General features: G+C 48.5%; 24 protein-coding genes and 1 tRNA gene. 2 read left to right on the top strand and 23 right to left on the bottom strand.

Annotated features, from left to right (window positions below):
* Positions 1–154 precede the first annotated feature (154 nt).
* From CBE73_RS20960 to nrdR, 5 genes are all read right to left on the bottom strand, one after another.
* Positions 155–238, bottom strand: a tRNA-Leu gene (locus CBE73_RS20960).
* A gap of 176 nt (positions 239–414) precedes the next feature.
* The gene (locus CBE73_RS20955; RefSeq protein ID WP_094095899.1) at positions 415–528 is read right to left on the bottom strand and encodes a sporulation protein YjcZ; all 114 of its coding nucleotides are present in this window, start codon (positions 526–528) and stop codon (positions 415–417) included.
* A gap of 369 nt (positions 529–897) precedes the next feature.
* A complete protein-coding gene (locus tag CBE73_RS20950) occupies positions 898–1809 on the bottom strand; it encodes a DMT family transporter (RefSeq protein ID WP_094095898.1) in 912 nt (303 codons plus the stop codon).
* Positions 1810–1851: 42 nt separating this feature from the next.
* Complete coding sequence (locus CBE73_RS20945; RefSeq protein ID WP_094095897.1) at positions 1852–2172, bottom strand: YnfA family protein; 321 nt, start codon at positions 2170–2172, stop codon at positions 1852–1854.
* Between the two features lie 156 nt (positions 2173–2328).
* Positions 2329–2799: a transcriptional regulator NrdR gene (gene nrdR / locus CBE73_RS20940; protein ID WP_094095896.1), complete on the bottom strand. Its 471-nt coding sequence runs from the start codon at positions 2797–2799 to the stop codon at positions 2329–2331.
* 138 nt (positions 2800–2937) lie between these two features.
* Between nrdR and CBE73_RS20935 the strand changes: the two genes are divergently transcribed.
* Positions 2938–3162: an alpha/beta-type small acid-soluble spore protein gene (locus tag CBE73_RS20935; RefSeq protein WP_068694376.1), complete on the top strand. Its 225-nt coding sequence runs from the start codon at positions 2938–2940 to the stop codon at positions 3160–3162.
* Between the two features lie 62 nt (positions 3163–3224).
* On the opposite strand, the gene CBE73_RS20930 is transcribed toward CBE73_RS20935, so the two are convergent.
* The 14 genes from CBE73_RS20930 to CBE73_RS20865 form a co-directional block, all read right to left on the bottom strand.
* Positions 3225–3788, bottom strand: a complete 564-nt coding sequence (locus CBE73_RS20930; RefSeq protein ID WP_094095895.1) for a lytic transglycosylase domain-containing protein — start codon at positions 3786–3788, stop codon at positions 3225–3227.
* Positions 3785–4381: a dephospho-CoA kinase gene (gene coaE, locus CBE73_RS20925; protein ID WP_094095894.1), complete on the bottom strand. Its 597-nt coding sequence runs from the start codon at positions 4379–4381 to the stop codon at positions 3785–3787. Before coaE ends, CBE73_RS20930 begins: the two co-directional genes overlap by 4 nt.
* 61 nt (positions 4382–4442) lie before the next feature.
* Positions 4443–5270 carry a DNA-formamidopyrimidine glycosylase gene (gene mutM / locus CBE73_RS20920; RefSeq protein ID WP_094095893.1) on the bottom strand — a complete coding sequence of 276 codons (828 nt, stop codon included), beginning with the start codon at positions 5268–5270 and terminating at the stop codon, positions 4443–4445.
* 52 nt (positions 5271–5322) lie between these two features.
* Positions 5323–7989, bottom strand: a complete 2667-nt coding sequence (polA, locus tag CBE73_RS20915; protein ID WP_094095892.1) for a DNA polymerase I — start codon at positions 7987–7989, stop codon at positions 5323–5325.
* Between the two features lie 149 nt (positions 7990–8138).
* On the bottom strand, positions 8139–8798 hold the full coding sequence (gene phoU, locus CBE73_RS20910) for a phosphate signaling complex protein PhoU (protein WP_094095891.1): 660 nt from the start codon (positions 8796–8798) through the stop codon (positions 8139–8141).
* A 19-nt stretch (positions 8799–8817) separates the two neighbouring features.
* Positions 8818–9573 carry a phosphate ABC transporter ATP-binding protein PstB gene (pstB, locus tag CBE73_RS20905; protein WP_094095890.1) on the bottom strand — a complete coding sequence of 252 codons (756 nt, stop codon included), beginning with the start codon at positions 9571–9573 and terminating at the stop codon, positions 8818–8820.
* Between the two features lie 158 nt (positions 9574–9731).
* Positions 9732–10817: a methyl-accepting chemotaxis protein gene (locus CBE73_RS22605; protein WP_094095889.1), complete on the bottom strand. Its 1086-nt coding sequence runs from the start codon at positions 10815–10817 to the stop codon at positions 9732–9734.
* Between the two features lie 122 nt (positions 10818–10939).
* Entirely contained in the window at positions 10940–11671 is a 732-nt protein-coding gene (locus CBE73_RS20895) for a response regulator transcription factor (RefSeq protein ID WP_094095888.1), read from the bottom strand.
* 134 nt (positions 11672–11805) lie between these two features.
* Complete coding sequence (gene pnpS / locus CBE73_RS20890; protein ID WP_094095887.1) at positions 11806–13611, bottom strand: two-component system histidine kinase PnpS; 1806 nt, start codon at positions 13609–13611, stop codon at positions 11806–11808.
* 94 nt (positions 13612–13705) lie between these two features.
* A complete protein-coding gene (locus CBE73_RS20885) occupies positions 13706–15295 on the bottom strand; it encodes a fumarate hydratase (RefSeq protein WP_094095886.1) in 1590 nt (529 codons plus the stop codon).
* A 219-nt stretch (positions 15296–15514) separates the two neighbouring features.
* Positions 15515–16381: an SDR family oxidoreductase gene (locus CBE73_RS20880; protein ID WP_094095885.1), complete on the bottom strand. Its 867-nt coding sequence runs from the start codon at positions 16379–16381 to the stop codon at positions 15515–15517.
* A gap of 228 nt (positions 16382–16609) precedes the next feature.
* Positions 16610–17020, bottom strand: a complete 411-nt coding sequence (locus CBE73_RS20875; protein ID WP_094095884.1) for a hypothetical protein — start codon at positions 17018–17020, stop codon at positions 16610–16612.
* A gap of 276 nt (positions 17021–17296) precedes the next feature.
* Positions 17297–18592, bottom strand: a complete 1296-nt coding sequence (icd, locus tag CBE73_RS20870; protein ID WP_094095883.1) for an NADP-dependent isocitrate dehydrogenase — start codon at positions 18590–18592, stop codon at positions 17297–17299.
* Positions 18593–18771: 179 nt separating this feature from the next.
* Positions 18772–19887, bottom strand: coding sequence for a citrate/2-methylcitrate synthase (locus tag CBE73_RS20865; RefSeq protein WP_094095882.1), 1116 nt, complete (start codon positions 19885–19887; stop codon positions 18772–18774).
* 347 nt (positions 19888–20234) lie between these two features.
* On the opposite strand from CBE73_RS20865, the gene ytvI reads away from it, so the two are divergent.
* Positions 20235–21353, top strand: a complete 1119-nt coding sequence (gene ytvI / locus CBE73_RS20860) for a sporulation integral membrane protein YtvI (protein ID WP_094095881.1) — start codon at positions 20235–20237, stop codon at positions 21351–21353.
* Positions 21354–21471: 118 nt separating this feature from the next.
* On the opposite strand, the gene CBE73_RS20855 is transcribed toward ytvI, so the two are convergent.
* The 4 genes from CBE73_RS20855 to pyk all read right to left on the bottom strand — a co-directional run bounded on the left by CBE73_RS20855 (position 21472) and on the right by pyk (position 24786).
* Positions 21472–22247 (bottom strand): IS5 family transposase gene (locus CBE73_RS20855; protein WP_174704732.1). Its coding sequence is split into 2 segments (ribosomal slippage): positions 21472–21899 and positions 21899–22247, totalling 777 coding nucleotides; the frame shifts between segments, so codons are not numbered across the junction.
* A 65-nt stretch (positions 22248–22312) separates the two neighbouring features.
* Positions 22313–22705: an FxsA family protein gene (locus tag CBE73_RS20850; RefSeq protein ID WP_094095880.1), complete on the bottom strand. Its 393-nt coding sequence runs from the start codon at positions 22703–22705 to the stop codon at positions 22313–22315.
* Between the two features lie 49 nt (positions 22706–22754).
* Complete coding sequence (locus CBE73_RS20845) at positions 22755–23273, bottom strand: acyl-CoA thioesterase (RefSeq protein WP_094095879.1); 519 nt, start codon at positions 23271–23273, stop codon at positions 22755–22757.
* A 91-nt stretch (positions 23274–23364) separates the two neighbouring features.
* Entirely contained in the window at positions 23365–24786 is a 1422-nt protein-coding gene (pyk, locus tag CBE73_RS20840; RefSeq protein ID WP_094095878.1) for a pyruvate kinase, read from the bottom strand.
* Between the last annotated feature and the right edge of the window lie 87 nt (positions 24787–24873).

Genomic DNA, 24873 nt, shown 5'->3' with positions numbered 1-24873 from the left:
CAACAAAAATTGGCCCGAAGGAGACAGGTAGCGAATACCTTAAGTTGACGTTTGGTTTAATATCCGGAGTTCCAAGATCGCCCTCCTGTATCCAAAAATTAAAAAAAGCCCGTGAGCTTCCATAAAGGAAACTTACGGGCTTCTTTAAAAAGAATGCGGTCGAGAGGACTCGAACCTCCACGGGGGTTAGCCCACACGGACCTGAACCGTGCGCGTCTGCCAATTCCGCCACGACCGCATATTGTAGTTGCTATTAGTTAGTTATTAACTTTAGCAGCGACAAGATAGATAATATCACGATATCCAAAAGCTTGTCAACATCTTTTTGTCATTTATTTCTTCCACTAAAAACCCCCTCGCCGCTCCGGGCAGCAAGGGGGTAGAAGATCAATCTTCCTTAGTGTTCAGCCGACATTACAGCAGCCAAGCGCGGGAAATGATAACAAGCAATATGAACAACACCAAAATTGCACCTGTCGAAGTAAATGCACCGCCTACACCGTAACCTGCTCCTCCTACTTCACCCATTTTAACGACCTCCTCTTGTTGGATTACTCTATACCATATGAAGATCCTCCCTTTTTGCTGTGGGCTTAAGCCCTTGAGCACAGATTTCCACATCTGCCTATGAGCCGTCCTGAAAGCCCTACAGTAACAAAACAAAAGACCCTGCTTCCGCAAGGTCTTATCCATCATTTTCTTTATGTATCTTTCGTTTATATATCTTGTATATTTAAGGCACGCCCTATATCCAAGGGAATATGTGCCGAATTGGAATCCGGCTGATCGGGAATCTGCCGGCCCCACCCAGCAAATTCCCGTCAACCAATTTATCATTAAGAGGGTAATTTCAATATACACGCCCTAGATTAACGTAACCTTATAAAAACCTGAAAATTACCTTAAACTTTTCTGCCCCCGTTTGATCATCATCTGCTTAAACCAGAAGAACAATTCGATCCCAAGCAGCGTAAGCACTCCCCCTACCCCATGTAGAAGCGTGAGCTGTTCGTTCAGCAGGAAAGCAGCCAGCAGAATCGCTACCGCCGGCTCCGCGACGATAACCATGGAGATTGTCGTTGCCCCCAACGAACCGAGCAGACGATTGAACAGCATTTGTCCAAATATCGTAGGTACGATTGCAAGCAGCAGGAAGAGCAGCCATTCCTTGCTATCGTATTCAAATAACGCCACGCCCTGAACCAGATTGTAGATCAGCATCACAACACCGCCAACCCCAAAGACGATATAGCTGTAGGCAATGGGCGGTATTTTTCGCACGAGATTTTGCCCCGTCAACATGTATAAGGAAGAAGCAACAGCCCCCAACAGTGAGAGCACATCGCCATACATAGCTTTCGAGGACACGCCAACGTCTCCCCAAGCTGTTACGGCAGAGCCAATCACGGCCACGCTTAAGGCGAGGACCCCGCCCCCGGTTGTCCGCTCCTTAAACATAAAGAAAGAACCAACCATGATGAATACGGGCTGGAGCGACAACAAAATCATGGAGCTGGCAACAGACGTATAAGCGAGTGATCCCATCCAGAGCAGGAAATGCAGTCCCAGAAAAATACCGGAAAGGATTAATAACACAATCTCTTTCCTCGATAATTCCTTCAAAACCGCCCGTAAAGATAATTTGCGCAGCATAGGGGTAATCAATACCAACGTGAATAAAAGCCTGTACATACCGAGTACAGAAGCCGGTGCGGAGGACCATTTGATAAAGATGGAGGACAACCCGATCGAAATGACTCCAATGGTCAACAATATCGCATTTACATACACTGATTTTGTTTCCTTCATGATTGTAGATTCCTTCTTCACTTCAAAATCCAGACTTTTCGCTCATTTGCGGGGCGCAAGCATCACTAATGCCCCGATCAGACAAATGATCATCCCTGCCCAGTCATAAGCGTCAGGATTTTTACGGTCGACCCACCATCCCCACAGGAAGGACAACACGATAAAAATCCCTCCATAAGCCGCGTATACACGGCCAAAGGACGAGAAAGACTGCATAGTCGCAACTATGCCGTAGGAGATCAGAAGCACGGCGCCAAACAGGCCGTAGAGCGGGCTTTTGCCATCCCGCAGCCAAAGCCAGATCAAATATCCGCCTCCAATTTCCGCTAGTCCCGCAAGTACAAATAATACCGCAGCTTTCATAACGAATGTCCTCCCTTCCCGGACTCTTCGAACGCCCTCTCACATGGTACTTCATTAACAGATTGTTTGTACAGAAAATTATTGCAGCAAACAAAAAGAGCCCCGGAATCGTTACCAGAGCTCATTTGCATTTGATTATTTTAGGTTAACCAATCCTTATTCCCCACTGCCCGAATCTTTGGACAGCAGCCCCTTCAGCTCACGCATGAACATGTCAATATCTTTGAACTGGCGATATACAGAAGCAAACCGGACATAAGCCACTTCATCAACCGGATATAGATGTTCCATGACAAGTTCACCGATCTCCATGCTTTCCACTTCAGCCACCGCTGTATTGCGCAGCGACGTCTCGACCTCGGTGACAATCGACTCCAGCTGTTCTACGGACACCGGACGTTTTTCACAAGCACGAATCAAACCGCGCAGCATCTTCTCCCTGCTGAATTCCTCGCGGCTGCCGCCCTTCTTGATCACAATTAACGGTGTTTCCTCCACCATTTCAAAAGTCGTAAATCGGCGGTTGCACTTCTCACATTCCCGCCGTCTGCGAATGGAGCGGTTTTCATTCGCAGGCCGGGAATCCAGCACTTTAGTGCCATTATAATCGCAGTACGGACACTTCAAAATACCCTCTCCTTTCTTAGCAAATCAAGGCTTTCACCCATTTGGATAACAATTCCACCCAGGAATTTTAAACTTTGCGAGTAGATTTCGTAATACGGCACATAATACAGTTACCAACCCAAGGAGGTGAAAAAGACAATGGCAAACAACAATAGCGGCAACTCCAACAACTTGGTAGTTCGACAAGCATCTGGTGCACTCGAGCAAATGAAATATGAAATCGCTCAAGAACTCGGCATTTCTTTTCCACAAGATGGATATGCAGGTAACTTGACTTCTTACGAAAACGGTTCTATCGGGGGTTACATTACTAAACGTCTTGTAACACTGGCAGAACAACAACTGGCTGGTCAATTCAAATAAGAACTGACAAGCAGCTAAGAAGCGCCGGGAGAATTCTACATTCTCCCGGCGTTTTCTCTTTGTTAAAACTGCTTATAGATGCTGGTGTATTGCTCATAATAATGAACAACCCGCTGCACATAATGCCTGGTTTCCCCCAGCGGGATATTTTTGGTTGTTTCCACAGTGCCGTCCCATGTTCCGCTCTTCAACCAGTTCTTTACCCGCGTAGGCCCTGCATTATAAGCGGCGATCACCGCAACCATATTCCCATTAAACTGATCCGACAAGCTCTTTAAATACCAGGTCCCAATTTCAATGTTTGTCCCGGTTTCATCATTAATCCTGTCCATCGAAACACTCGGCAGCTTCGCTTGCTCCAGCACCCACTGCGCTGTATCCGGCATAATCTGCATCACGCCAAGCGCACCTTTTCTGGACTGCCTGCTGGGTTTATAATTGGTTTCAACTTTAATAATAGCGGCGACTATAAATGGATCAAGCTGATTTCGCTGCGCATGCTTACGAATATCATCCTTATAATAAATCGGATAAAACAAAGAGAGCCACTGGGTGTTCATGAAGATCAGCACGACAAAACCCAAAAACAAAAGCAGCAGCACTCTTTTCTTACGCAGCCACTTCATGACAACCCACAGCTTTTCCAGAACGCTTCAACCTGGGCTTCAGTTTGTTCAAGTCCCTGGCTGTTATCAATCACAATGTCTGCAAGCGTCTTCTTCTGTTCAATGTCCATCTGAGCGGACAATCTGGCTTCAGCCTGAGGAGTATCAAGGCCATCGCGCTCCATCAAGCGGACGAGCTGGATCTCCCGCGGTACATAAACCACCATAATGGTTTCGTAAAGCGAGTCCAAACCGGATTCATATAGGAGCGGAATGTCCGCCACGACCAACTTATCTGGATATTCCGCTTCATAAGCGTCTATTCTGCGCTTCGTCTCCGCCCGGATGGCAGGGTGTGTAATGTCATTCAGAGCTAGAAGGTCTTCCGGATTCGCGAAGACGCGAGCTCCCAGCTTTTTACGGTCCAGCGTTCCATCCGGCAGCAGCATGTCCCTGCCAAAACGGTCCACGACGGCCTCCAATACCGGATGCCCCGGTTCCATGATCTCGCGGGCCAGGACATCCGCATCAATCAACAGCGCTCCCCTGCGGGTCAGCATCCGGGAAACCGTGCTTTTTCCCGTCGCTATTCCGCCTGTCAGCCCGATCTTCAATGAACTCACCTCATTACATCATTCTTGCTATTCTTGCATTCTTGCTATTCATCCATTCTTGTTACAACTGCTGGCATCGCGGGCAATAATGGGTACCGCGACCGCCTACAACGGACTTCTCGATCACGCCGCCGCAGCGGTTGCAGATCTCATTTTTCCGGCCGTAAATCTGCAGCTGCTGCTGAAACATGCCCATCTCCCCTTGTCCATTCACATAGGATTTGATGGAAGAACCGCCGGCCTCAACAGCTTCTGTCAAGGTCGTGATTATACTTTGATACAATTTCACAAACTCATCATCACTTAAGGAATCGGCTGGGCGCTCCGGGTGGATGCCGGCACGGAATAAAGCTTCATCCACATAAATATTGCCAAGCCCTACAATGTATTCCTGATTGAGCAGGGCCACCTTGATTTTTGTTTTTCTTCCGGCTAAAACCTTTCTTAACGACTCCAGCGTAAAGCTTTCATCCAAAGGCTCAAGCCCAAGCTTCATCAGGGGTTTATTCTTAAATTCCTCACCGGGTGCAAATAAATGCATCGTCCCGAACTGGCGGACATCCCGGTAACGAAGTTCTGTTCCGTCCGTGAAGTGGAAGATCACGTGGGTATGCTTCTCCACCGGCTCGTCGCTCTTGTACAAACCATACCTGCCTTCCATCCGCAAATGGGACACAAGCACCAGGTTGTCCATTTCAATCCGGAGAAACTTGCCTCTTCGGCCCACACCTGTAATCACATGACCTTCCATCTCTTGGCTAAACAGCCGGGGATCGTCAGGGCGCTGGATAATCCGCGCCAGATTCACAGTAACTTTCTCTATCTTCTTTCCTGTAATTAACTGAGTTAATGTTCGTCTTACGGTTTCAACTTCCGGCAATTCCGGCATTCTTTCTTCACCTCATGTCCCATTATACCGGAAAAAGGCCAGGCGTGCCCCTTTATTTAGCCTCATACCAATTGTTCCCGCTGCTGACCTCCGCTTTAAGCGGTACGGACAGCTCCAGCGCCTTCTCCATCACTTCAGGCACCAGACGAGTCATCAGTTCAAGCTCATCCTCCGGAACCTCAAACACAAGTTCGTCATGTACTTGCAGCAGCATGCGGCTTCTCAGCTTCCGTTCGCTCAGCGCTTCCACCATCCGCACCATCGCGAGTTTGATAATATCTGCCGCCGTTCCCTGAATCGGCGTATTCATAGCCGTTCTTTCGGCAAACGAGCGCAGATTAAAGTTGCTTGCGTTGATTTCCGGCAAATACCGTCTGCGTTCCAGTAGTGTAGTTACATAACCGTCCCGCTTGGCTTCCTTCACGATCGAGTCCATATACTTGCGAACGCCTTGGAAGATGGCAAAATACTGTTCAATAAATTGACCGGCTTCTTTTCTCGTAATGTTAAGATTCTGGGACAAGCCGTAGTCGCTGATTCCGTATACAATCCCGAAATTGACCGCTTTTGCCGAACGCCGCATATTGGAGTCCACCTGCTCCTGCGGAACGCCGAACACGTCGCTGGCTGTTTTGGTGTGAATGTCCATCTCATGCAGGAAAGCTTCCTTCAGCCGCTCGTCACCCGAAATATGCGCCAGCACCCGCAGCTCGATTTGAGAATAGTCGGCCGCCAGGATATGCCAGCCCGGTTCCGAAGGCACAAACACCTTGCGGATTTTGCGGCCTTCTTCCAGACGGATCGGGATATTCTGCAGGTTAGGATATTGGCTGCTCAGCCGTCCGGTTGCGGTAATCGTTTGACGGAAAAACGTATGTACCTTGCCGGTCTCCGGACGAATTTCTTTCAGCAAACCTTCCACATAGGTGGATTGCAGTTTGGCCAGCTGGCGATAATCGAGAATAAATTGAACGATATCATGATATGGTGCCAGTTTCTCCAAAACATCGGCGTCAGTCGAATAACCGGTTTTCGTCTTCTTGATGACAGGAAGCTGCATTTTATCAAACAAAATTTCTCCAAGCTGTTTAGGCGAGTTCAGGTTAAATTCCGTTCCTGCAATCTCGTATATCTGAGTAACCAGCTTGTTAATTTGCTCTTGGAACTCGGTTCCAAGCTGCTGCAGATCTTCCCGGTTGACGGCAATGCCTTGCTTCTCCATATCGGCCAAAATCCGTGATAAAGGCATCTCCAGATCGAAAAAGAGTTTGCTCATGCCGTTTTTCTCCAGATCCTCCTGCTGCAAAGGCACCAGCTTCGCGATGACGGCAGCTTTTCTTGCCAGATGAAGACCCAGTGCTTCCTCCTCCGGAAGCTTGTATTTGGCCCCTTTGCCAAACACGCTTTCGTCGGAAGCGATTGGGGCAAGGCCATACTTGTCTGCCAGCGCTGAAAGGCTCTGATCTCCACCGGTAGGATCAAGCAGATAAGCGGCAATGCTGACGTCAAAAGCTGCCCCGGCAAACGGAATCCCGTGCCAATGAAGCGCCAGATCGGCACGGTGCAAATCGTAGCCGCTTTTGGAAATCGTTTCGTCGCCGAGCCAGTTTGCAAGAGGAGCGGCGGCTTCCTTTTTCAACAGATCGTAAGAAACGAAGTAATACATCCTTTGAGAAGAGAAGGTTATGCCCACAACTTCAGCTTGATGCGGATTATCCCCGTTGGTCTCAATATGGAGCGCTTCAACCGCAGACAGAGCCTCCAGCAATTCGCCAAGATTATCTTCTGTGCAAATCCGAATATCCAGCGCTTCTTCCGCTCGCCGTTCTCCTTGCCCATCAGAGGCTGCCCCGCCTTCAGCAGCGAAAGACAAACGTTCCAGCAGCGATTTGAATTCAAGCTTGCGAAGCACCGGCGCTGCCTTGTCCTCCGTTAACCCTGCAAACGCCATGTCCTCCCAGCTTCTCTCCACCGGCATCTCGCGGTGAATCGTCGCCAGCTGTTTGCTCATCCGCGCGTCTTCGGCATGGTTCACCAGGTTTTCTTTCATTTTCCCTTTAAGCTCGTCCGTCCGGGCGAGGACTTCCTCCACGCTGCCGAATTGGTGCAGCAGCTTGAGCGCCGTTTTCTCACCAATGCCGGGCACCCCTGGAATATTATCCGAGGTATCTCCCATTAGACCTTTCAAATCTGTAATCTGCTCCGGTTTAAGTCCGTACCGCTCCTGGATTTCAGCATAACCATACGGCTCTACCTCCGTAACGCCCTTGCGCGTCAATGCCACCTGGACCCGGTCAGATACCAGTTGAAGCATATCCTTGTCGCCGGTAACAACGAGAACCTGCCGGCCTTCCTCATCCGCACGTTTGCTGACTGCACCGATAATATCATCCGCTTCAAAACCTTCCGATTCGTACCGAGCAATACCAAAGCTGTCCAAAAGCTCCTTGAGCATTGGAAATTGTTCCGACAGCTCCGGAGGTGTCTTCTCCCGCCCGCCTTTATAATCCTTATAGCCCTCATGCCGGAAAGTCTGCTTTCCAGCATCAAACGCTACCAGGATATGGCTTGGCTGCTGCTCCTGGATTAACCGAAGCAGCATGTTCGTAAAGCCGTATACGGCATTGGTATGCTGTCCGGCCGAATTGGTAAGCGGGGGCATGGCAAAAAACGCCCTGTATATAATGCTGTTCCCGTCAATCAGGATCAATTTCTCCATTTCGTGCACCTCGTTCTTAGGTTTGGCTTCCTGTACCTATGATAACACAGCGCTGCACACCAGCAAAAACAAGAAAAAGACCACAGAACGGATTCCGCGGTCTTTGCCTGTAATTAAAAAGTTTTGATGCTACTGTTATTGCTTTAAAATTATTGATTCAAATCCGGACGTTTGCCGGTTACGAGATAAACGGTGCTTTCTCCGATATTCGTGGCATGGTCACCGACCCGCTCGATATAACGGCCCACCAGCGTAAGCAGCAGAGCCTGATGAATCTGTTCCGGATCTTTGTTCATGATTTCATACAGATCGCGGAGAATCTGACTGTAGAGATGATCGACTTCATCATCATCCTGGGCCATTTTATAAGCCAAATCTGTATTTTCGTCGAGGTAGGAATTCAGGGAATCCTCCACCATCTTTTCAACGAGACCCGCCATCTTAGGAATATCGATCAGCGGTTTGATCAGCTTCTGGTCCTCAAGGCGAAGCGTAACCTTGGCCACATCTACGGCCAGATCACCCATCCGTTCCAAATCACTGGAAATTTTGAAAGCCACAATAATCTTACGTAAGTCCTTGGCCACAGGCTGCTGAGTAACGATCAGTTTGGAGCCCAGCTCCATAACCTGTTCTTCCATACGGTTTAGCTCAGCATCTTTGGCGACTACTACTTGGGCTTGCTCAAGATTCACGTTCTGCAGAGAAGAAACAGCGTTCTGAAGCGCCACCTTCACATGTTCTCCCATTTCGCGGAGCTGCTGCCGCAGGCCTTCCAAATGCAAATCAAATTCTTTTCTCTGTATCATCGGCACACGCCCCTTTCATTTATCCAAAACGGCCGGAGATATAATCTTCGGTCCGGGAATCCCGGGGATTCGAGAACAACTGCTGGGTTTCATTGGCTTCTACGACTTCTCCATTCAGGAAAAAGACGGTCCGGCCGGAAATACGAGCGGCCTGGTGCATATTATGGGTAACCATCACGATCGTGTAACTGCTCTTCAGTTCCTGTACCAGCTCTTCAATCTTCAAAGTCGAAATAGGATCAAGCGCGGAAGTCGCTTCGTCCATCAGCAGGACGTCAGGCTGCACCGCAAGAGCTCTGGCAATGCAGAGACGCTGCTGCTGGCCTCCGGACAGCCGAAGCGCCGAACGCTTCAGATAATCCTTTACTTCATCCCATAAAGCGGCTTGGCGAAGACTTTTCTCCACAAGAGTGTCCAATTCAGACCGGCTGCGAACCCCATGAAGTCTGGGACCGTAAGCGACATTATCATATATGGTCTTCGGGAAAGGATTCGGCTGCTGAAAAACCATGCCGACGTTGCGTCTCAGGGATTCGACTTCAACCTGATCGCTGTAAATATCGCTTCCTCCGACTTCTACCTTACCTTCAATTCTTGTTCCCGGAATCATATCGTTCATACGGTTCAATGTGCGAAGCAGTGTGGATTTCCCGCAGCCCGAAGGTCCAATAAAAGCAGTAATCTCTTTCTCGGGGATATCCATAGATACGTTCTTCAGGGCATGAAAAGAACCGTAATATAAGTTTAACTGGTTGATGTGGATAATAGGTTTCATCGACTTCTCCTTCCATTTGCCTATGCAAATGAATTGTAAACCATATTTGATTTTACAATTGGAATGTAAAACGGAATGAGCCAAATTGTTAACGCAATGTAAAATATGGTTTATTAGTCATTCGATCCTATTGTTCACATGAACTCATTTAATTATAGCTAGCCAAGACGATTTAACTCTCCCAAGACATATTGAGCCTGCTGACGGGCAGCATAAGCCAATCTGGAAATTTCCTTATCGGCCAGATCAACCGCTTTAACCGCCTCCACCATGGATTGGAAAGTTTGATCGGCCGAGTCCACCCTGCCTTTGCCCTGCTCCATTTCCTGGCCTGAATCCGCCGAATATTGAACGGCCTGATGAACAAGGACATTGACCTGCTTGAGCGTAGCTCCGATCTCGTCGGAGAAGCTTTTCGTCTGGTTCGCCAAGTTCTTTACCTCGTTCGCGACAACGGCAAATCCCCGGCCATGTTCCCCTGCATGCGAAGCCTCAATCGCTGCATTCATAGCCAGCATTCCGGAACGATCGGCGAGTTCGCGGATGGACGCGGAAATGCACAGAATATCATCCGTCATGTTCCGTAAATGACCGATCTGCTCGGCCTGTGCCGTGATCATGGACAGCACCCGTTCAAAGGATAGTTTGACCATTTGCAGCTCAATTCGTCCGTCCTGCGTCAGATCTATCATGCTCTCTGTTAACGCTTGGCCCCGCTCGGCAGCGCTTGCCACCTCTCGAGTTGCCGCTTCAATCGTCTCAACCGCATTGCGGGAGGAAGCGAGAACAGTATAACGGGAATGCCGGGCTTCCTGCTGCAATTGACGGGATAACATCATTAAAAGGTGAACAGTGATCACCCCTTCAAATCGGCCATTGTCCGTTAAAATAACGCAATCATAGAAACGCGATTCCTCTCTTTCGAGCGCTGCATCTATAATATCTGCCGGATCCCGGCTGATCTCCATGATCAGCGGGCGGGTGTCCGCAAATTTGGAAACCGGACGATCATAAAAGAGTTCGGCGGCAAACCGGCCGGTCAGCTTCCGGTAGAACTGTTCCCGCATAATCAGACCTATCACGTCACCGGAATCATCGCATAAAACGACGCATGGCGGTTCATCCTGCTCCTGAAAACGCGAAAGCAATTGCTTGCAAGTAACTTCGGGCGAAACCACAGGTACTTTAATTATCCATAAATGAGTGGCGGCTTGTTCACGTTCTTGGACCGGTGTTAACTGCATCTATTAGACCCCCTGTAGTCATTGGTCAAACTCTAGATTTATCATAAGTCTGGAAAGTTAAAATCATTTATAAAGTATGTAAATTCACCAAACAGACAAAAAACAAGGGCTATCCCGGGCTGTTAAGCCTTCTGGGATAACCCTTTTTTCTTATTTACTACCAGCTTGTACCCAACACCGCGGATTGAATCAATATGCACCGATTCGGGATCGAGTTCTAGCTTCTTGCGGAGCGAGCTGACGTGCACGTCCACCGTACGTTGTCCGCCAATGTAGTCGAATCCCCATACTGCATTCATCAGATCGTCTCTAGTCATGACGACTCCAGGCTTGCGGGCCAGGTAGAGCAGAACTTCAAACTCTTTCGGACGAAGAGTAATCGTTTCACCGCCCAGCGTTACTTCGTATTTCTCCGGATAAATAACCAGTTCTCCCAATACAATCTGAGATTCGGTTTCCAGCATTGGCTTCACGATTTCCTCGTCCCCTGAGGATCTACGGAGCACCGCAGCGACGCGGGCAAGAAGCTCGGCCACGCCAAACGGTTTGGTTATATAATCATCGGCCCCTGATTTAAGTCCTTGTACCACTTCTTCTTCGGCATTTTTAGCTGTTAGAATAATGATCGGGGTCCCAATACCTTCGCTTCTCAGCTTGGACATAATTTCAAAGCCGTTCATTCCCGGAAGCATTAAATCCAGCAGAATCAGATCAAAGCTTGACCTGAGCCCCGTCTCGCATCCGCTTTGGCCGTTTTCCTCTACTGTAACCTCGTAGCCTTCGTTCTTTAAGTTATAAGACAGCAGCCGTGATAGTGTCGGCTCGTCCTCAATAACCAGCAATCGCTTAGCCATAGGTACCCCCATTTTTCTGTTCTGGATGGCCCGGCAGGAAGCCGGGACTCATTTATTATCAGCATAGCACCGAAATGTTAACTTGGTGTAAAATCTTATTTTTCCTGTCCAGTTAAACCCGACTTCTCCTCGGATCAATCAATATGCTGAACCATCGGTAGGTCCAAAATAAACGAAGTCCCTTCTCCGACTTTGCTTTCCACCTTGATGGTCCCGTGGTTGAGGTCCACCAGATGCTTCACAATAGACAAGCCTAGCCCTGTACCGCCTGAGCTCCTCGACCTTGCTTTATCTACTCTGTAGAAGCGTTCGAAGATCCGGGGCAGATCTTTTTTCGGGATGCCGATTCCTGTATCGGATATGACAAAACGGATTTTCTCTTCCTCTTCATCATCCAAAATATCAGCCGCTAATTTGACTCTTCCGCCGTCCGGGGTATAACTGATCGCATTGGACAGCAGGTTCATGAAAATTTGCCGCAGCCGGTCTTCATCCCCTTCCATAAACATGCCTTCCGGTACTTCAAGCTTCAAAGAGATGGATTTCTTGTCTGCTGCCGATTTCAAAACCTCAAACAGGCTTTCAATCAGCGGGCGCACTTCAATAGGTTCAAATGCGAGCGGCACCTGGCGTGATTCGATTTTGGATAGCTCCAGAATATCCCCGATCAACCGGTTGAGCCGGTCTCCTTCATCATAAATGATCTGCAGGAAAGAACGGGCCGTCTCCTCATCTTTCACTTCGCCTGTTAGCAGCGTTTCGGCGAATCCCTGCACGGCAGCGATCGGCGTCTTCAACTCGTGGGACACGTTCGCAACAAATTCGCTGCGCATCCTTTCAAGTTTGCGGATTTCCGTGACATCCTGGAAGTGGAACAACATGCCCCGGTAGCCGTCGCCTTCTTCATACATCGGCACAACGTCTATTCGCAGAATTTTCTCTTCCGGATCATAAACAGTCAGTTCTTCGGATACATAACCTCTGCGCGATACGCCTTCTTCAATAAATTTAGTCAATTCATAACTTCGTTTAATTTCCTGGTATGGTCTTCCGATTATTTCCTGCTCCCGTACCCGTAAAATCCGGCAGGCCGCACGGTTAACCAGCGCGATATGCCCCTCGACATCGACGATTATAATACCGCCAGTCATATTGGCAAGTACGCTTTGCAGCAAATCTTCATTCTCGCGGATAATTTTAAGCTGCTGCTGAAGGCTGTCCGCCATCCGGTTGATGGCACCGCCAAGCTGCCCGATTTCATCCACTCTCCGCTGCAAATAAACCCTGGCGTCATAATCCAGCCTGGAAATCCGATTGGCAACCTGGGTAATTTTGTTGAGCGGCTTAGTAATGCTGTAAGCCAGCCGATAGCTGAACAGTCCCGCAGCCACAAACAGGATCAGCAGCCCCCCGATCATCAGGGACCATGCCTTCCATAACCCTTCCTTAACCGTATGCAGGCTCATTGCGAGCCGGATATATCCGTCAAATCCCTGATTGCTGGTTACCTTTTCGGCGACATACAGCATATCTTCCTTGATGGTATCGCTGAACCGAATAGAAGTGCCCGGATTGCCGGAACCGGCTTGTCCGGCCGTCTTGATCTCATGACGGTTCAGGTGATTTTCCATTTCAGAGGCATTGCTTTCGGAATCGCCTATGACTAGACCATCCGACCGGATGAATGTAACCCGAAGCCCGGTAAGCTTGTCTAATTCAACTGCTTTGGAGGAATAGTAGCTTAAGGCATCCGGATTATCCTCCGCCGGCCTAAATGCAAAGGTACTCGACAACACATTTATTTCCCGGGCCATATTATCTTCCAGAACGGAAATGTGGGAATCCTTAAATACTTTGGCCATGGTCAGGCCGGCCGCGCACATGGAGATGCCGACCAGCCCCATCAGGATCCAGGCCAATCTGGTACGGAATGATTTCATAACGCACTCCTATCCAAATGTTCTCTCTATAAGTTCAGCAAATACATTCTAAACCTCAAAAACCACTTAAAAAATCACTTGAAATCACTTGAAATCACTTGAATACCGGATCTTTAAACTGGCTCAGCTTCTCTAATGAATCCTTCTCAACTTCAGCATGCAGGCTGTTGCCATGGGAATCCATCGTAACGATAGCAGCAAAACCGTCAACCTCCAGATGCCACATCGCTTCCGGAACACCAAATTCCATGAAATCCACACCGTTAACCTTCTTGATACATTCCGCATAATACTGAGCTGCTCCGCCGATTGCGTTCAGGTATACGCCGCCGTGTTCCTGAAGAGCTGCCAGCGTTTTGGGCCCCATACCGCCTTTACCGATCACGGCCCGGATGCCGAATTTCTTCAGAATATCTCCTTGATAAGGTTCCTCACGAATACTGGTGGTCGGACCTGCTGCCTTGACATGCCATCCCTCTTCGTCCTTCAGCATGACCGGTCCGCAGTGATAAATCACCGCTCCGTTCAGGTCGATCGGCGCATCGTGATCCATCAAATATTTGTGCAGCGCATCCCTGCCGGTATGCATTTCTCCTTTGATGACCACCACATCGCCTACGCGCAGGTTCCGAATTTGTTCTTCGGAGATTGGAGTCTGCAGCACCACTTCCCTTGAAGAAGAAGCCGCCGTTTGCTCAGCGGTTTGTTCCGTGGTAACTCCCGCGGCCGCACTTTCCGCCCCCTGTTGTTTCTGTGCTGATGACAGAGCGGACATATTCACCTCGGAGCCTCTAGGATAAATCCAGCTGCGGATCTCCCCCGTGGCCGAATCGATTAACACGCCTTGACGGCGGAATGCCCAGCAGTTATAAGCGACAGATACGAAAAAGCTTGCAGGCAGCCGGTTCATCACGCCGATTTTGCAGCCAAGCAGCGTCACTTCGCCTCCGAAGCCCATCGTACCGATCCCCAGCTTGTTGGCGTTATCTATAATATACGCCTCAAGCTCGGCCAATTCTGGAATAGGGTTCGTGTCTTCCAGATGCCGGAACAGCTGCTGTTTGGCCAGCTCATAACCGGTAGTCCGGTCGCCGCCAATGCCCACACCAAGAAAGCCGGCGCTGCAGCCTTGGCCTTGAGCCTGATAGATGGCATGCAGGATGCATTTACGGATTCCGTCCAGGTCGCGTCCGGCTTTGCCGAGTCCTTCCAGTTCGGTTGGAAGGCTGTACTGGATATTTTTATTTTCGCAGCCGCCGCCTTTCAGAATAAGGCGCACATCGATTTCATCCTTCTCCCATTGCTCGAAATGAACAACGGGCGTTCCCGGACCCAAGTTATCTCCGCTGTTTTTTCCGGTTAATGAATCGACCGAATTGGGGCGCAGCTTGCCTTCTTGGGTAGCTTTGACAATAGCGGAATGAATCTCCCGCTTCATTTGAATCTGATTAGCGCCGACCGGCGTATGAACGATAAAAGTCGGCATGCCCGTATCCTGACAGATCGGTGAAACCTGATCTTCAGCCATTTCAATGTTGGTTACAATCGTAGACAGCGCCAGGCCGGCCCGGGTCGCCTCGTTCTCAGCAGCTTTCCCCCGCTGTACCGCAATCCGTACGTCACCAGGCAGGTTAGTTGAGGTTTCCACAATAAGCTCGTATACACTTTGTTCAAATGATTTCATCACGAAGCTTCCCCTTTCTCTGCTTTTCCAGCTCATTCTACAGTTATCATAACACAGGGTCGGCCGCATTTCTGCCTTCATTTCATTAAATTTAAAGCGCATACAATTCCATTTGGGCATCAAAAAAAGCCCCGGGAAACCCGAAGCCTTTCAAAACTCAGCTGCTGCGCATCGCTGTTTATCTAATCACGACGCCGCCTATCATTGCCTGTTATGTCATTATCCGTTTACCACGGTGCCGCCGTTAATATGAATCGTTTGGCCGCTGATATAAGAGGAATCGTTGCAGGCCAGGAACACATACGCCGGAGCCAGTTCCTCCGGTTGTCCCGGACGTTTCATCGGTGTGTCAGCCCCAAACTTCTTAACTTTCTCCGCATCGAATGTAGATGGAATGAGCGGTGTCCAAATCGGCCCCGGTGCTACCGCATTTACGCGAATACCTTTTCCTACAATGTTGTTGGACAATGCGCGGGTAAAACTTACGATGGCCCCTTTCGTCGAGGAATAATCGATCAGCGTAGGATTGCCTTCGTAAGCGGTAATAGAAGCCGTATTAATAATCGCGCTTCCTTTCTTCAAATGCGGCATGGCTGCTTTCACAAAATAAAACATGCCAAATATGTTTGTCCGGAACGTTTTCTCCAGCTGCGCTGAAGTGATGTCCTCAATGCTCTGCTGCGGATGCTGCTCCCCGGCGTTGTTGACCAGAATATCCAGCCCGCCAAACGCGTCCACCGTTTGCTTGACCGCATTTGCAGCGAATGTTTCATCCCCGACATCTCCCGGGATCAGCAGCGCCTTTACGCCTTCCTGCTCCACTTCCTGTTTGGTCTTCTGGGCGTCCTGATCTTCATTCAAATAGACGATAGCTACGTTTGCGCCTTCTTTGGCATACGCTACGGCTACGGCGCGGCCAATCCCGCTGTCACCACCGGTAATCAAGGCTGTTTTGCCTTTCAGTTTGCCTGCTGCTTTATAATTCCCCTCATATTGCGGAAGAGGGTGCATTTCACTTTCCGCTCCCGGCTGCTGATTTTGATGCTGAGGAGGCAAGGTTTGTTTAGGTTGTTGATTTTGTGGCATGATGGTAAACTCCTTTCTTGTCTTCCAGGTATAGGATCAAGATTAGAATGACCTAATTGGCGCCACTTATGCTGCAACCTTCTATTTGACGCCGTTCCTCTATCCCTTACCACCATCCGCTAAACCTCAAACAACCGCTGGTTTTCTGCTCATCTCCACATATGAAAAAAACACCCCGTCCCGCGGTCAATAGAAACCGCTAAGACGGAATGCTTCTCCGAACCTGACTTAGATAATGTGACGGTAAACCATAAAGAAGCTCAGGACCAGCACCACGATCGCCAGCAAAGAGCTGAAACTGCGGATTTTGCCAAAGGCAGAACTGGCTTCACCCGTTTTGGCTAAACGAAGCGGCTTGCCCAGCATACCACTTAAACCGCCGGCAATAATAAACAAAATGCCGACAACCGTTGTCCAGGCCATCGAGTAGTCGCCTTGAAATACGAGGTAAATGCCTGTCAGCAATTGAAGGACAAGTCCGTATTGGGCGAAACGATTTAGTGAGCGGATAATATTCAATACGCCTTCCCGGCTGGCCTGGGTCAACCGGCTGATTCCGCCGACCACAAACGGGAGTACCAAATAAAATCCCAAGGCCAGCGATCCCAAAATATGAAGAAACATAATCACTTTAAACATCTTGCATCTTCATCCTTTCCATTCATTCTCAGAGGTTAGGGCTGCTAATGATTCCCATCTATTATAGCCGGAAGCTTGTCCCCCTGCAAAGCCGATAAGTGACAAAAAAAGCAAAAGAGGCCTATTTCAACTCAGCCTCCTTTTTATCTGATACATTCCCTGTACAATAGCCGGAACATAGTAAACATCCCAGCATAAAAGCAGATATGGCGCCGGGGATACCGGCGCCATATCTGTAATTGCCATGCGGTGAATCACGATCGTCTTCAAACCATATTACATGTTTTTAATGACTTCGTCCGCAAATTCGGAACATTTCACCTGCGTTGCGCCTTCCATCAAACGCGCAAAATCGTAAGTTACTGTTTTATTGTTAATCGAGGTTTCAAGACCTTTGTAGATCAGGTCAGCAGCTTCCTGCCAGCCCAAATGCTCCAGCATCATAACACCGGACAAGATCACGGAACCTGGGTTAACCACGTCTTTATCCGCATATTTAGGAGCTGTACCATGAGTGGCTTCAAAGATCGCATGACCGGTCACGTAGTTGATGTTGGCGCCCGGAGCAATACCGATGCCGCCTACTTGCGCTGCAAGCGCGTCAGACAGATAGTCGCCGTTCAGATTCAATGTCGCAATCACATCAAAGTCTTTAGGACGAGTAAGCACCTGTTGAAGGGCAATATCGGCAATCGCATCCTTGATAATGATTTTGCCTTCCTTCTCAGCTGCTTCCTGAGCCGCATTTGCTGCATCTGCACCAGATTCCTCCTTGATGCGGTCATATTGAGCCCAAGTGAACACTTTGTCGCCGAATTCGGCTTCAGCTACTTCATATCCCCAGTTCTTAAAGGCACCTTCCGTAAATTTCATGATGTTGCCTTTATGAACGAGCGTTACGCTCTTACGGCCATGTTTGATCGCATATTCAACCGCTGCGCGAACCAGGCGTTTCGAACCTTCTTCCGATACCGGCTTGATACCGATCCCGGACGTTTCCGGGAAGCGAATTTTATTGACTCCCATTTCATTCTGCAGGAAGGACAGCACCTTCTTAACTTCCTCGGAGCCTTCCTTATATTCGATGCCTGCGTAGATATCTTCCGTATTCTCACGGAAAATAACCATGTCCACGTCTTCTGGGCGTTTAACCGGCGAAGGCACGCCGTCGAAGTAACGTACCGGACGAAGACATACATACAAGTCCAATTCCTGGCGAAGCGCTACGTTCAAGGAACGGATACCGCCGCCGATAGGCGTAGTCAAAGGTCCTTTAATAGCCACAATATATTCACGGATCGCTGTCAGCGTATCTGCAGGCAGCCATTCTCCGTAGGTGTTAAATGCTTTCTCACCGGCAAAAACTTCATACCAGGCGATTTTCTTTTCTCCGCCGTAGGCTTTCTCAACCGCTGCATCCAGCACCCGTTTGGAAGCCTTCCAAATATCGCGGCCTGTTCCGTCGCCTTCGATGAAAGGCAGGATTGGATGGTTAGGAACGACAAGCTTACCGTTTTGAATCTCGATTTTTTCCCCTTCGGTAGGCAGAGCAAATTTCTCCAACTTTGGCATGATTTCAAGTTCCTCCTCAGTTTATGTAATGGATATGGAACATCCGCAAAAGCGAGCCGGCGGCGAGGCAGTCAGTTCAGCGAAATTCATTGCTGAGCGAAAATGCGGTCCCCAGCCGGCTTGGCGCCTTCACGTGAGACTAGTGTAACATAAATCACCTGTAGTTCTCATGCTGATGTTTATTGTCTCAATTCGATAGGAATATATTGTTGGTTGAACTGCCCCGTGTATTCGGCGCGAGGACGGATAATCCGGTTGTTGTCCAGCTGCTCCAGAATATGTGCGGTCCACCCGGACAAGCGGCTGATCGCAAAGATCGGAGTGAACAAATCCTTAGGAATACCCAGCATTGTATAAACAGAAGCCGAATAGAAATCCACGTTTGGCTGCAGCCCTTTCTGTCCCGTTACCAAGCTCTCCACCTTGACTGAGATGTCAAATAACGTGGTGTCGCCCTGCATCAAGCCCAGCTGGCGAGACATCTTCTGCAAATGTTTGGCCCGCGGGTCTCCGTTTTTGTATACCCGGTGTCCAAAGCCCATAATTTTTTCTTTGTTCTGCAGCTTGCGCTGAATATACGGCTCGGCGTTCTCAAGGCTGCCGATTTCACGCAGCATATCCATAACGGCTTCATTTGCGCCTCCATGCAGAGGCCCTTTCAAAGTCCCGATCGCAGACGTAATCGCCGAATAAATGTCAGTCAAGGTCGCGATCGTAACACGGGCAGAGAAAGTCGAAGCATTTAATTCATGGTCAGCGTGAAGCACGAGCGCTTTGTCCAAAGCCACCACTGAGGTTGCATCCGGTTCCGTTCCAGTAAGCATGTACAAGAAGTTATGCGCAATGGATACGCCAGGCAGCGGAGCCAGCGGTTCTTTGCCTTCCCGAATGCGGGCATAAGCCGCAATAACCGTTGGGAGCTGAGCCTGGAGCTTGATGGCTTTCAGCTGATTGGCTTCCTTGGAATTATCATTCGCTGTTTCGTCATACAAAGCAAGAGCAGATACGGCAGTCCGCAGCACTGCCATGGTGCTTGCATCCTTGGGATAAAGCTTAAGCTGCTCGATCAAAACGTCCGGTATGGTGGAATTTTCGCTAAGAAGCTGTTTCAGCTCCGCCAGTTCCTGATGATTGGGCAAATGGCCGTGCCAAAGCAGGTACGCCGTTTCCTCAAACGTTGCATGCTCCGCCATCTCATCGATATTAATGCCTCGGTAGGCAAGTACGCCGTCTTCAATGGAACTGATCGAAGAAGTGGCTGCAACAACGCCTTCCAGACCCTTGGTAGCTGTCATAATACATCTCTCCTTTGTGAACGAAATGTGTCAACAAGCCGAATGAAAACATTTACATTTTTAAAGTTTACAAAATTTCGGTGAAGAATGACAAGAGGACCAGGTCAATTTGTTCGAAAAAATGTCAAAATAAAAGTAACATGCGGTGAAACCTTCTATCATCATACTGGATTTTACCGAGCAAGGGAACAATTTAAGCGATTCTAAGAGCATCAAAATGTTTTATCAGTTGCATAAACATTTTTTGTGTTTGGTTACAAATCAATGATTTTTCTCACCGTTTGCCTTTAAATGGGCTTTTCCTGCATACTATGAAAAGGAGACAAGGATCGTAGGAGGGGTTGTTCGTGGATCAAATTATCGTCAAACGCATTTTGCGCGGCTTATGGGTATTGGTTGCTTCTGTCCTTCTGCTCCTTGGAGCTTATTGGCTGCTTCCGCTGCTGTATCCGTTCCTGATCGCCTGGCTGATTGCCTATGCTATGAAACCTTTTGTCCGTTTCCTGCAAATGAAGGCCAAAATGCCAAGATGGCTGGCTGTCACCTGCGGATTGTTGGTTTATTTCGGCGGAGCAGTGCTTGTATTGTCTGCGGCGGTAACCCGGATGGTTAAAGAAATTATACATCTTACCGAGTCTTTTGATACCTATGTAGATCAAGTAAGAGAGATTTTTATCCGTTGGTCGAACAGCGAGGGCATCCAGAATATCGTCTATGAGATCAACAAATTTATCCAGAATAATCCGAAATACGAAGATACGATCAACAAAAATATCAACAAAACTACAGACACGATCAGTGCCGCGGTCACCCAGTTTGTGTCCGATTTCTTAAACGGGATTGTCGGGGTATTAACTTCCTTGCCGCATTTCCTGCTGATTCTGATTGTAACGGTTCTGGCGACTTTCTTTTTCGAGAAAAATTGGGAGAAACACAACAAAACCATGGCCGGTTGGGTACCAGCCCCGCTGCGGAAAACGACCGTTGAAATTTGGGCGAGTCTCAAAAAGGCGTTTTTCGGTTACTTGCGCTCCCTCTTCATCATGGTATCCATAACCGCTTTTATTGTCCTCATCGGACTCCTGATCCTGCGGGTAGATTCAGCCTTCACCCTGGCCATCCTGATCGGCCTTGTGGACCTGCTCCCCTATCTCGGCGTCGGAACCATCATGGTGCCGTGGATCGTCTATCATTTTGCAGTCGGTGATCTGCGGCTTGGCATAGGCCTGCTGATTCTGTATGGGGTCATTACCATTGCCCGTCACCTGATCGAGCCTAAAGTCCTGGCCACCAGCGTTGGCTTGGATCCACTTCCAACTTTGGTAGGCATGTTTGTGGGCCTCAAGCTGTTCGGCGTGCTGGGGTTAATTATTGGTCCCGTTGTCTTTGTCGTCATTTCAGCGGTATACAAAACCGGAGTTTTGGGGGAACTGAGGAATTATATCATGAATGGGAGATTGCGATAAGCCGGACTCACTCTGGCCCAGCACTTTGTTAATAACAAGAGCCATGCTCCGATAAGGAACATGGCTCTTGTTATTTCCAGGTATCTTCTGATAAATCTAGGTCGTGTCTGAAAACTCATCATTGAGTCAATTTGAAAATGGCAGCAACGTGTACAAAAGCCAGGAATGACTTGGCTAACTTGTCGTAACGAGTAGCCACACGGCGAAAGTGTTTAATTTTATTGAAAAAGCACTCCACTAAGTGGCGTTCTTTGTAGCGATACCAATCGACTTTCCATGGGTTTTGACTATTCGTTTTAGGCGGAATGGTGTAGGATGCCTGCTTCGTTGTAATCCAATTCCGAAACGCTTCTGAGCCATAAGCTTTGTCGCCAAGAATATGACTTCCTGTAATATCAAGCTTCTGAAGTAAATCGATCGCTGGAACGGAATCGTAGACTTGACCACCCGTCAGAAGAAAAGCAAGGGGGTTTCCTAATCCATCGACGACAGTGTGAAGTTTGGTAGTCTTTCCGCCACGACTGACGCCGATGTGCTGATTCACTTCATGTCCTGTGGCGTTTTTTTAGCACCGGCACTATGTTGATGGGCTTTGACCGATGTAGAATCAATGCTCAAGTTTTCAAAGTCAGGTTCGACCTGAAGCGTTTGGAAGATCGCGACAAGCAGTCCGGTATCTCGCCACTTGCAGAAGCGACTGTAGACCGTTTTCCATGAACCATAGCGTTCCTCCGGTAGATCGCGCCAGGCAGCACCACTTCGAGCGATCCATAGAAACGCGTTAAACATGGTTCGTTCACCTAATTTTGACGGACGTCCTGTTTTGTAGGGGGGAAACATGTCTTTAATCTGTTCCCACTGTTCATCGCTTAATTCGTACCGTCTTTGAATCATGTATGACGCCCCATTCGTTTTCTCAAATCTTACCACATTATTTAGTTTTCAGACACATCCTAATCTTAGCGCCGGAAAAACGTAATGGTCCCGTTCTTCAACTTTCTCTCCACCCATTTCCGGATCGGGTAACGCAGCAGCGGCCGGGTTAATGGGAATACCAGCAGAAAGCCGATGATGTCCGTTACGAAACCAGGGATCAGCAGCAGGATACCGCCCCCAAAGACGCAGATTCCGTTCAGCACCAATTTCCCCGGCAGCTGTCCTCCATTTGCTTTCATTTTAGCATCTGCCATAATTTTGCGGCCTTCAAACTGCATCATCAGTCCGCCAATAATAGAAGTTGCAAGTGTAAGAAAAATGGTTTTGCCCAGTCCCAGCTGATCGCCGACATAGACGAAACCGTAAAATTCCACGATGGGTACAAGCAGTATCAGACCAAACAACCATTTTCGCATCACATTACTCCTAACCTCGAGCTGTTTAATTAAGGATAACCAATAAAAGCTATAATATCTGCCCTTTTAGAATATTGTACAGTTCAGGCAAGGTTTTATCCAGTCGAATAGGCTTTATTTCCTTGTTCACCCAGGCATGTGAGGAAGTGCCGGCGACCAGCAACTCTCCCGGACGTTCACGGTCAATCGGCCATTTCTTATCCAGATTGCTTAAACCGCTTCCTCCCTCCAGATCTCCCTGCCATCTGCGGACCTCATATTCAAAGTCCAGTCTGAGCGGACTAAAGCGGATGACACGGGTGAACACGGCAACAAGGTCATCGTACAAGGCGGGACGTTTGAACTGGATATTCAGATCAATAACCGGCAGCAGCACGCCATTCTCCTCCATAGACCTGTAAGTGAATCCGAACTGCCGGATAAATTCGGTTCTGCCCATTTCAAACCAATTCAAATAATTGGCATGGTACACAATCGCCATCTGATCGGTTTCCTGGTATCTGACACGCAGACTATGGGTGTACCAGCTGCTTAATGTAGTTTGTCCTGAGGATGCTTCCTTGTTCATTTCCCTCTCTCCCTTCAAAAATGGAAAAAGCAATGGTTCCGCGAGCGGATGGCCATTGCTTTCTCGTTCTTATCCCCTTATCGGGTATTCCTTATTTCTTGATTTGTCCAATTTTGATCAGGTTTGTGGAACCGGAACGGCCAAGTGGAATCCCTGCAGTAATCACTACCAGGTCGCCTTCTTTAACCAGACCGGAAGCCAGTCCGCCCTTCATAGCGTTATCAAACATAGCATCTGTAGAATCGGCAACCTCGCCTTTCACAGGCGTTACGCCCCAGGCCAAAGCCAAACGGCGCAAGGTTTGATCTTCGGTTGTTACCGCAACAATCGGCGCTTGTGGACGATATTTAGAGACCATACGTGCTGTATGACCTGTTTCAGTCGAAGTAATAATCGCTTTAGCGTTCAGATCCATAGCCGAGCTGGCAACCGCTTGGCTGATGGCTTCGGTTACAGTGCTTTGCTGAGCGTGGCTTTGCTTTTCGAAAATTTCACGATAAGCCAATGCGGATTCCGCTTTCTCAGCAATACGGGACATAGTCAATACGGATTCTACTGGATATTTACCAGCAGCCGTTTCACCGGACAACATGATCGCGTCTGTACCGTCGAAGATCGCGTTTGCCACGTCACTTGCTTCAGCGCGGGTTGGTCTTGGATTGCGCTGCATGGAATCAAGCATTTGAGTTGCCGTGATAACCGGTTTGCCTACACGGTTACATTTTTCAATCATCATTTTTTGAACCAGTGGCACATCTTCAGCCGGAATTTCCACGCCGAGGTCACCGCGGGCAACCATCAAACCGTCTGAAACTTCAAGAATTTCGTCGAGGTTCTCAACACCCTGCTGGTTTTCAATTTTGGAGATGATTTGAATATGGGATGCGTTATGCTTCTCAAGCAAAGCGCGGATTTCAAGTACGTCGCTTGCTTTACGCACAAAAGAAGCCGCGATGAAATCGATGTTCTGCTCAATACCAAACACGATATCATTCGCGTCTTTCTCAGTAATACCTGGCAAGGAAATCGCAACGCCTGGAACGTTAACGCCTTTTTTGCTCTTGATAGTACCGCCGTTTACGATACGGCATTTGATTTCGGTTCCTTGGATATCTACTACAGTCAAACCAATTAAACCATCGTCGATCAAGATCGTGGAACCCACTTCAACATCGTTAGGCAGATCTTTATAAGTAACGGAAATGCGGTTTTGGTCACCCAAAATTTCTTCCGTAGTTAATGTAACGAACTCGTCTTGAACCAGTTCGATCGGCTCAACAGCCAATTTTCCTGTACGGATTTCAGGACCTTTTGTATCCAGAAGGATAGCAACTGATTTGCCCAGCTCCTGGTTGGCTTGACGGATATTTTTGATCCGGTTGCCATGCTCTTCAAAATCTCCGTGGGAGAAATTGAGACGAGCTACGTTCATTCCAGCCATAATCAATTTCTTCGTGTTTTCCAATGATTCACTGGAAGGACCGATAGTACATACGATTTTCGTTTTACGCATTGGGTTTTCCTCCGTTTTTAGAAATCTCTCTTTATTCGTTATCCAACACACTTTTTCCAACTATTAAATCTACTACAAACTTGCCCG

The sequence above is a fragment of the Paenibacillus physcomitrellae genome (assembly GCF_002240225.1).
In the GTDB taxonomy this organism is placed as follows: Bacteria; Bacillota; Bacilli; order Paenibacillales; family Paenibacillaceae; genus Fontibacillus; species Fontibacillus physcomitrellae.
The sequence above is the reverse complement of the archived record's forward strand: the minus strand, read 5'-3'. Positions and strand labels throughout refer to the sequence as shown.

Coding starts and splice junctions, on each gene's coding strand:
- phoU (WP_094095891.1), bottom strand. CDS start 8,798: ATGATACAGAGAAAAGAATTTGATTTGCATTTGGAAGGCCTGCGGCAG.
- icd (WP_094095883.1), bottom strand. CDS start 18,592: ATGCCAAAGTTGGAGAAATTTGCTCTGCCTACCGAAGGGGAAAAAATC.
- CBE73_RS20885 (WP_094095886.1), bottom strand. CDS start 15,295: ATGAAATCATTTGAACAAAGTGTATACGAGCTTATTGTGGAAACCTCA.
- pyk (WP_094095878.1), bottom strand. CDS start 24,786: ATGCGTAAAACGAAAATCGTATGTACTATCGGTCCTTCCAGTGAATCA.
- CBE73_RS20845 (WP_094095879.1), bottom strand. CDS start 23,273: ATGAACAAGGAAGCATCCTCAGGACAAACTACATTAAGCAGCTGGTAC.
- CBE73_RS20935 (WP_068694376.1), top strand. CDS start 2,938: ATGGCAAACAACAATAGCGGCAACTCCAACAACTTGGTAGTTCGACAA.
- CBE73_RS20880 (WP_094095885.1), bottom strand. CDS start 16,381: ATGCCACAAAATCAACAACCTAAACAAACCTTGCCTCCTCAGCATCAA.
- CBE73_RS20850 (WP_094095880.1), bottom strand. CDS start 22,705: ATGCGAAAATGGTTGTTTGGTCTGATACTGCTTGTACCCATCGTGGAA.
- CBE73_RS20865 (WP_094095882.1), bottom strand. CDS start 19,887: ATGACAGCTACCAAGGGTCTGGAAGGCGTTGTTGCAGCCACTTCTTCG.
- CBE73_RS20955 (WP_094095899.1), bottom strand. CDS start 528: ATGGGTGAAGTAGGAGGAGCAGGTTACGGTGTAGGCGGTGCATTTACT.
- mutM (WP_094095893.1), bottom strand. CDS start 5,270: ATGCCGGAATTGCCGGAAGTTGAAACCGTAAGACGAACATTAACTCAG.
- CBE73_RS20945 (WP_094095897.1), bottom strand. CDS start 2,172: ATGAAAGCTGCGGTATTATTTGTACTTGCGGGACTAGCGGAAATTGGA.
- pnpS (WP_094095887.1), bottom strand. CDS start 13,611: ATGAAATCATTCCGTACCAGATTGGCCTGGATCCTGATGGGGCTGGTC.
- CBE73_RS20950 (WP_094095898.1), bottom strand. CDS start 1,809: ATGAAGGAAACAAAATCAGTGTATGTAAATGCGATATTGTTGACCATT.
- CBE73_RS20875 (WP_094095884.1), bottom strand. CDS start 17,020: ATGTTTAAAGTGATTATGTTTCTTCATATTTTGGGATCGCTGGCCTTG.
- pstB (WP_094095890.1), bottom strand. CDS start 9,573: ATGAAACCTATTATCCACATCAACCAGTTAAACTTATATTACGGTTCT.
- polA (WP_094095892.1), bottom strand. CDS start 7,989: ATGGAGAAATTGATCCTGATTGACGGGAACAGCATTATATACAGGGCG.
- CBE73_RS20895 (WP_094095888.1), bottom strand. CDS start 11,671: ATGGCTAAGCGATTGCTGGTTATTGAGGACGAGCCGACACTATCACGG.
- CBE73_RS22605 (WP_094095889.1), bottom strand. CDS start 10,817: ATGCAGTTAACACCGGTCCAAGAACGTGAACAAGCCGCCACTCATTTA.
- CBE73_RS20930 (WP_094095895.1), bottom strand. CDS start 3,788: ATGAAGTGGCTGCGTAAGAAAAGAGTGCTGCTGCTTTTGTTTTTGGGT.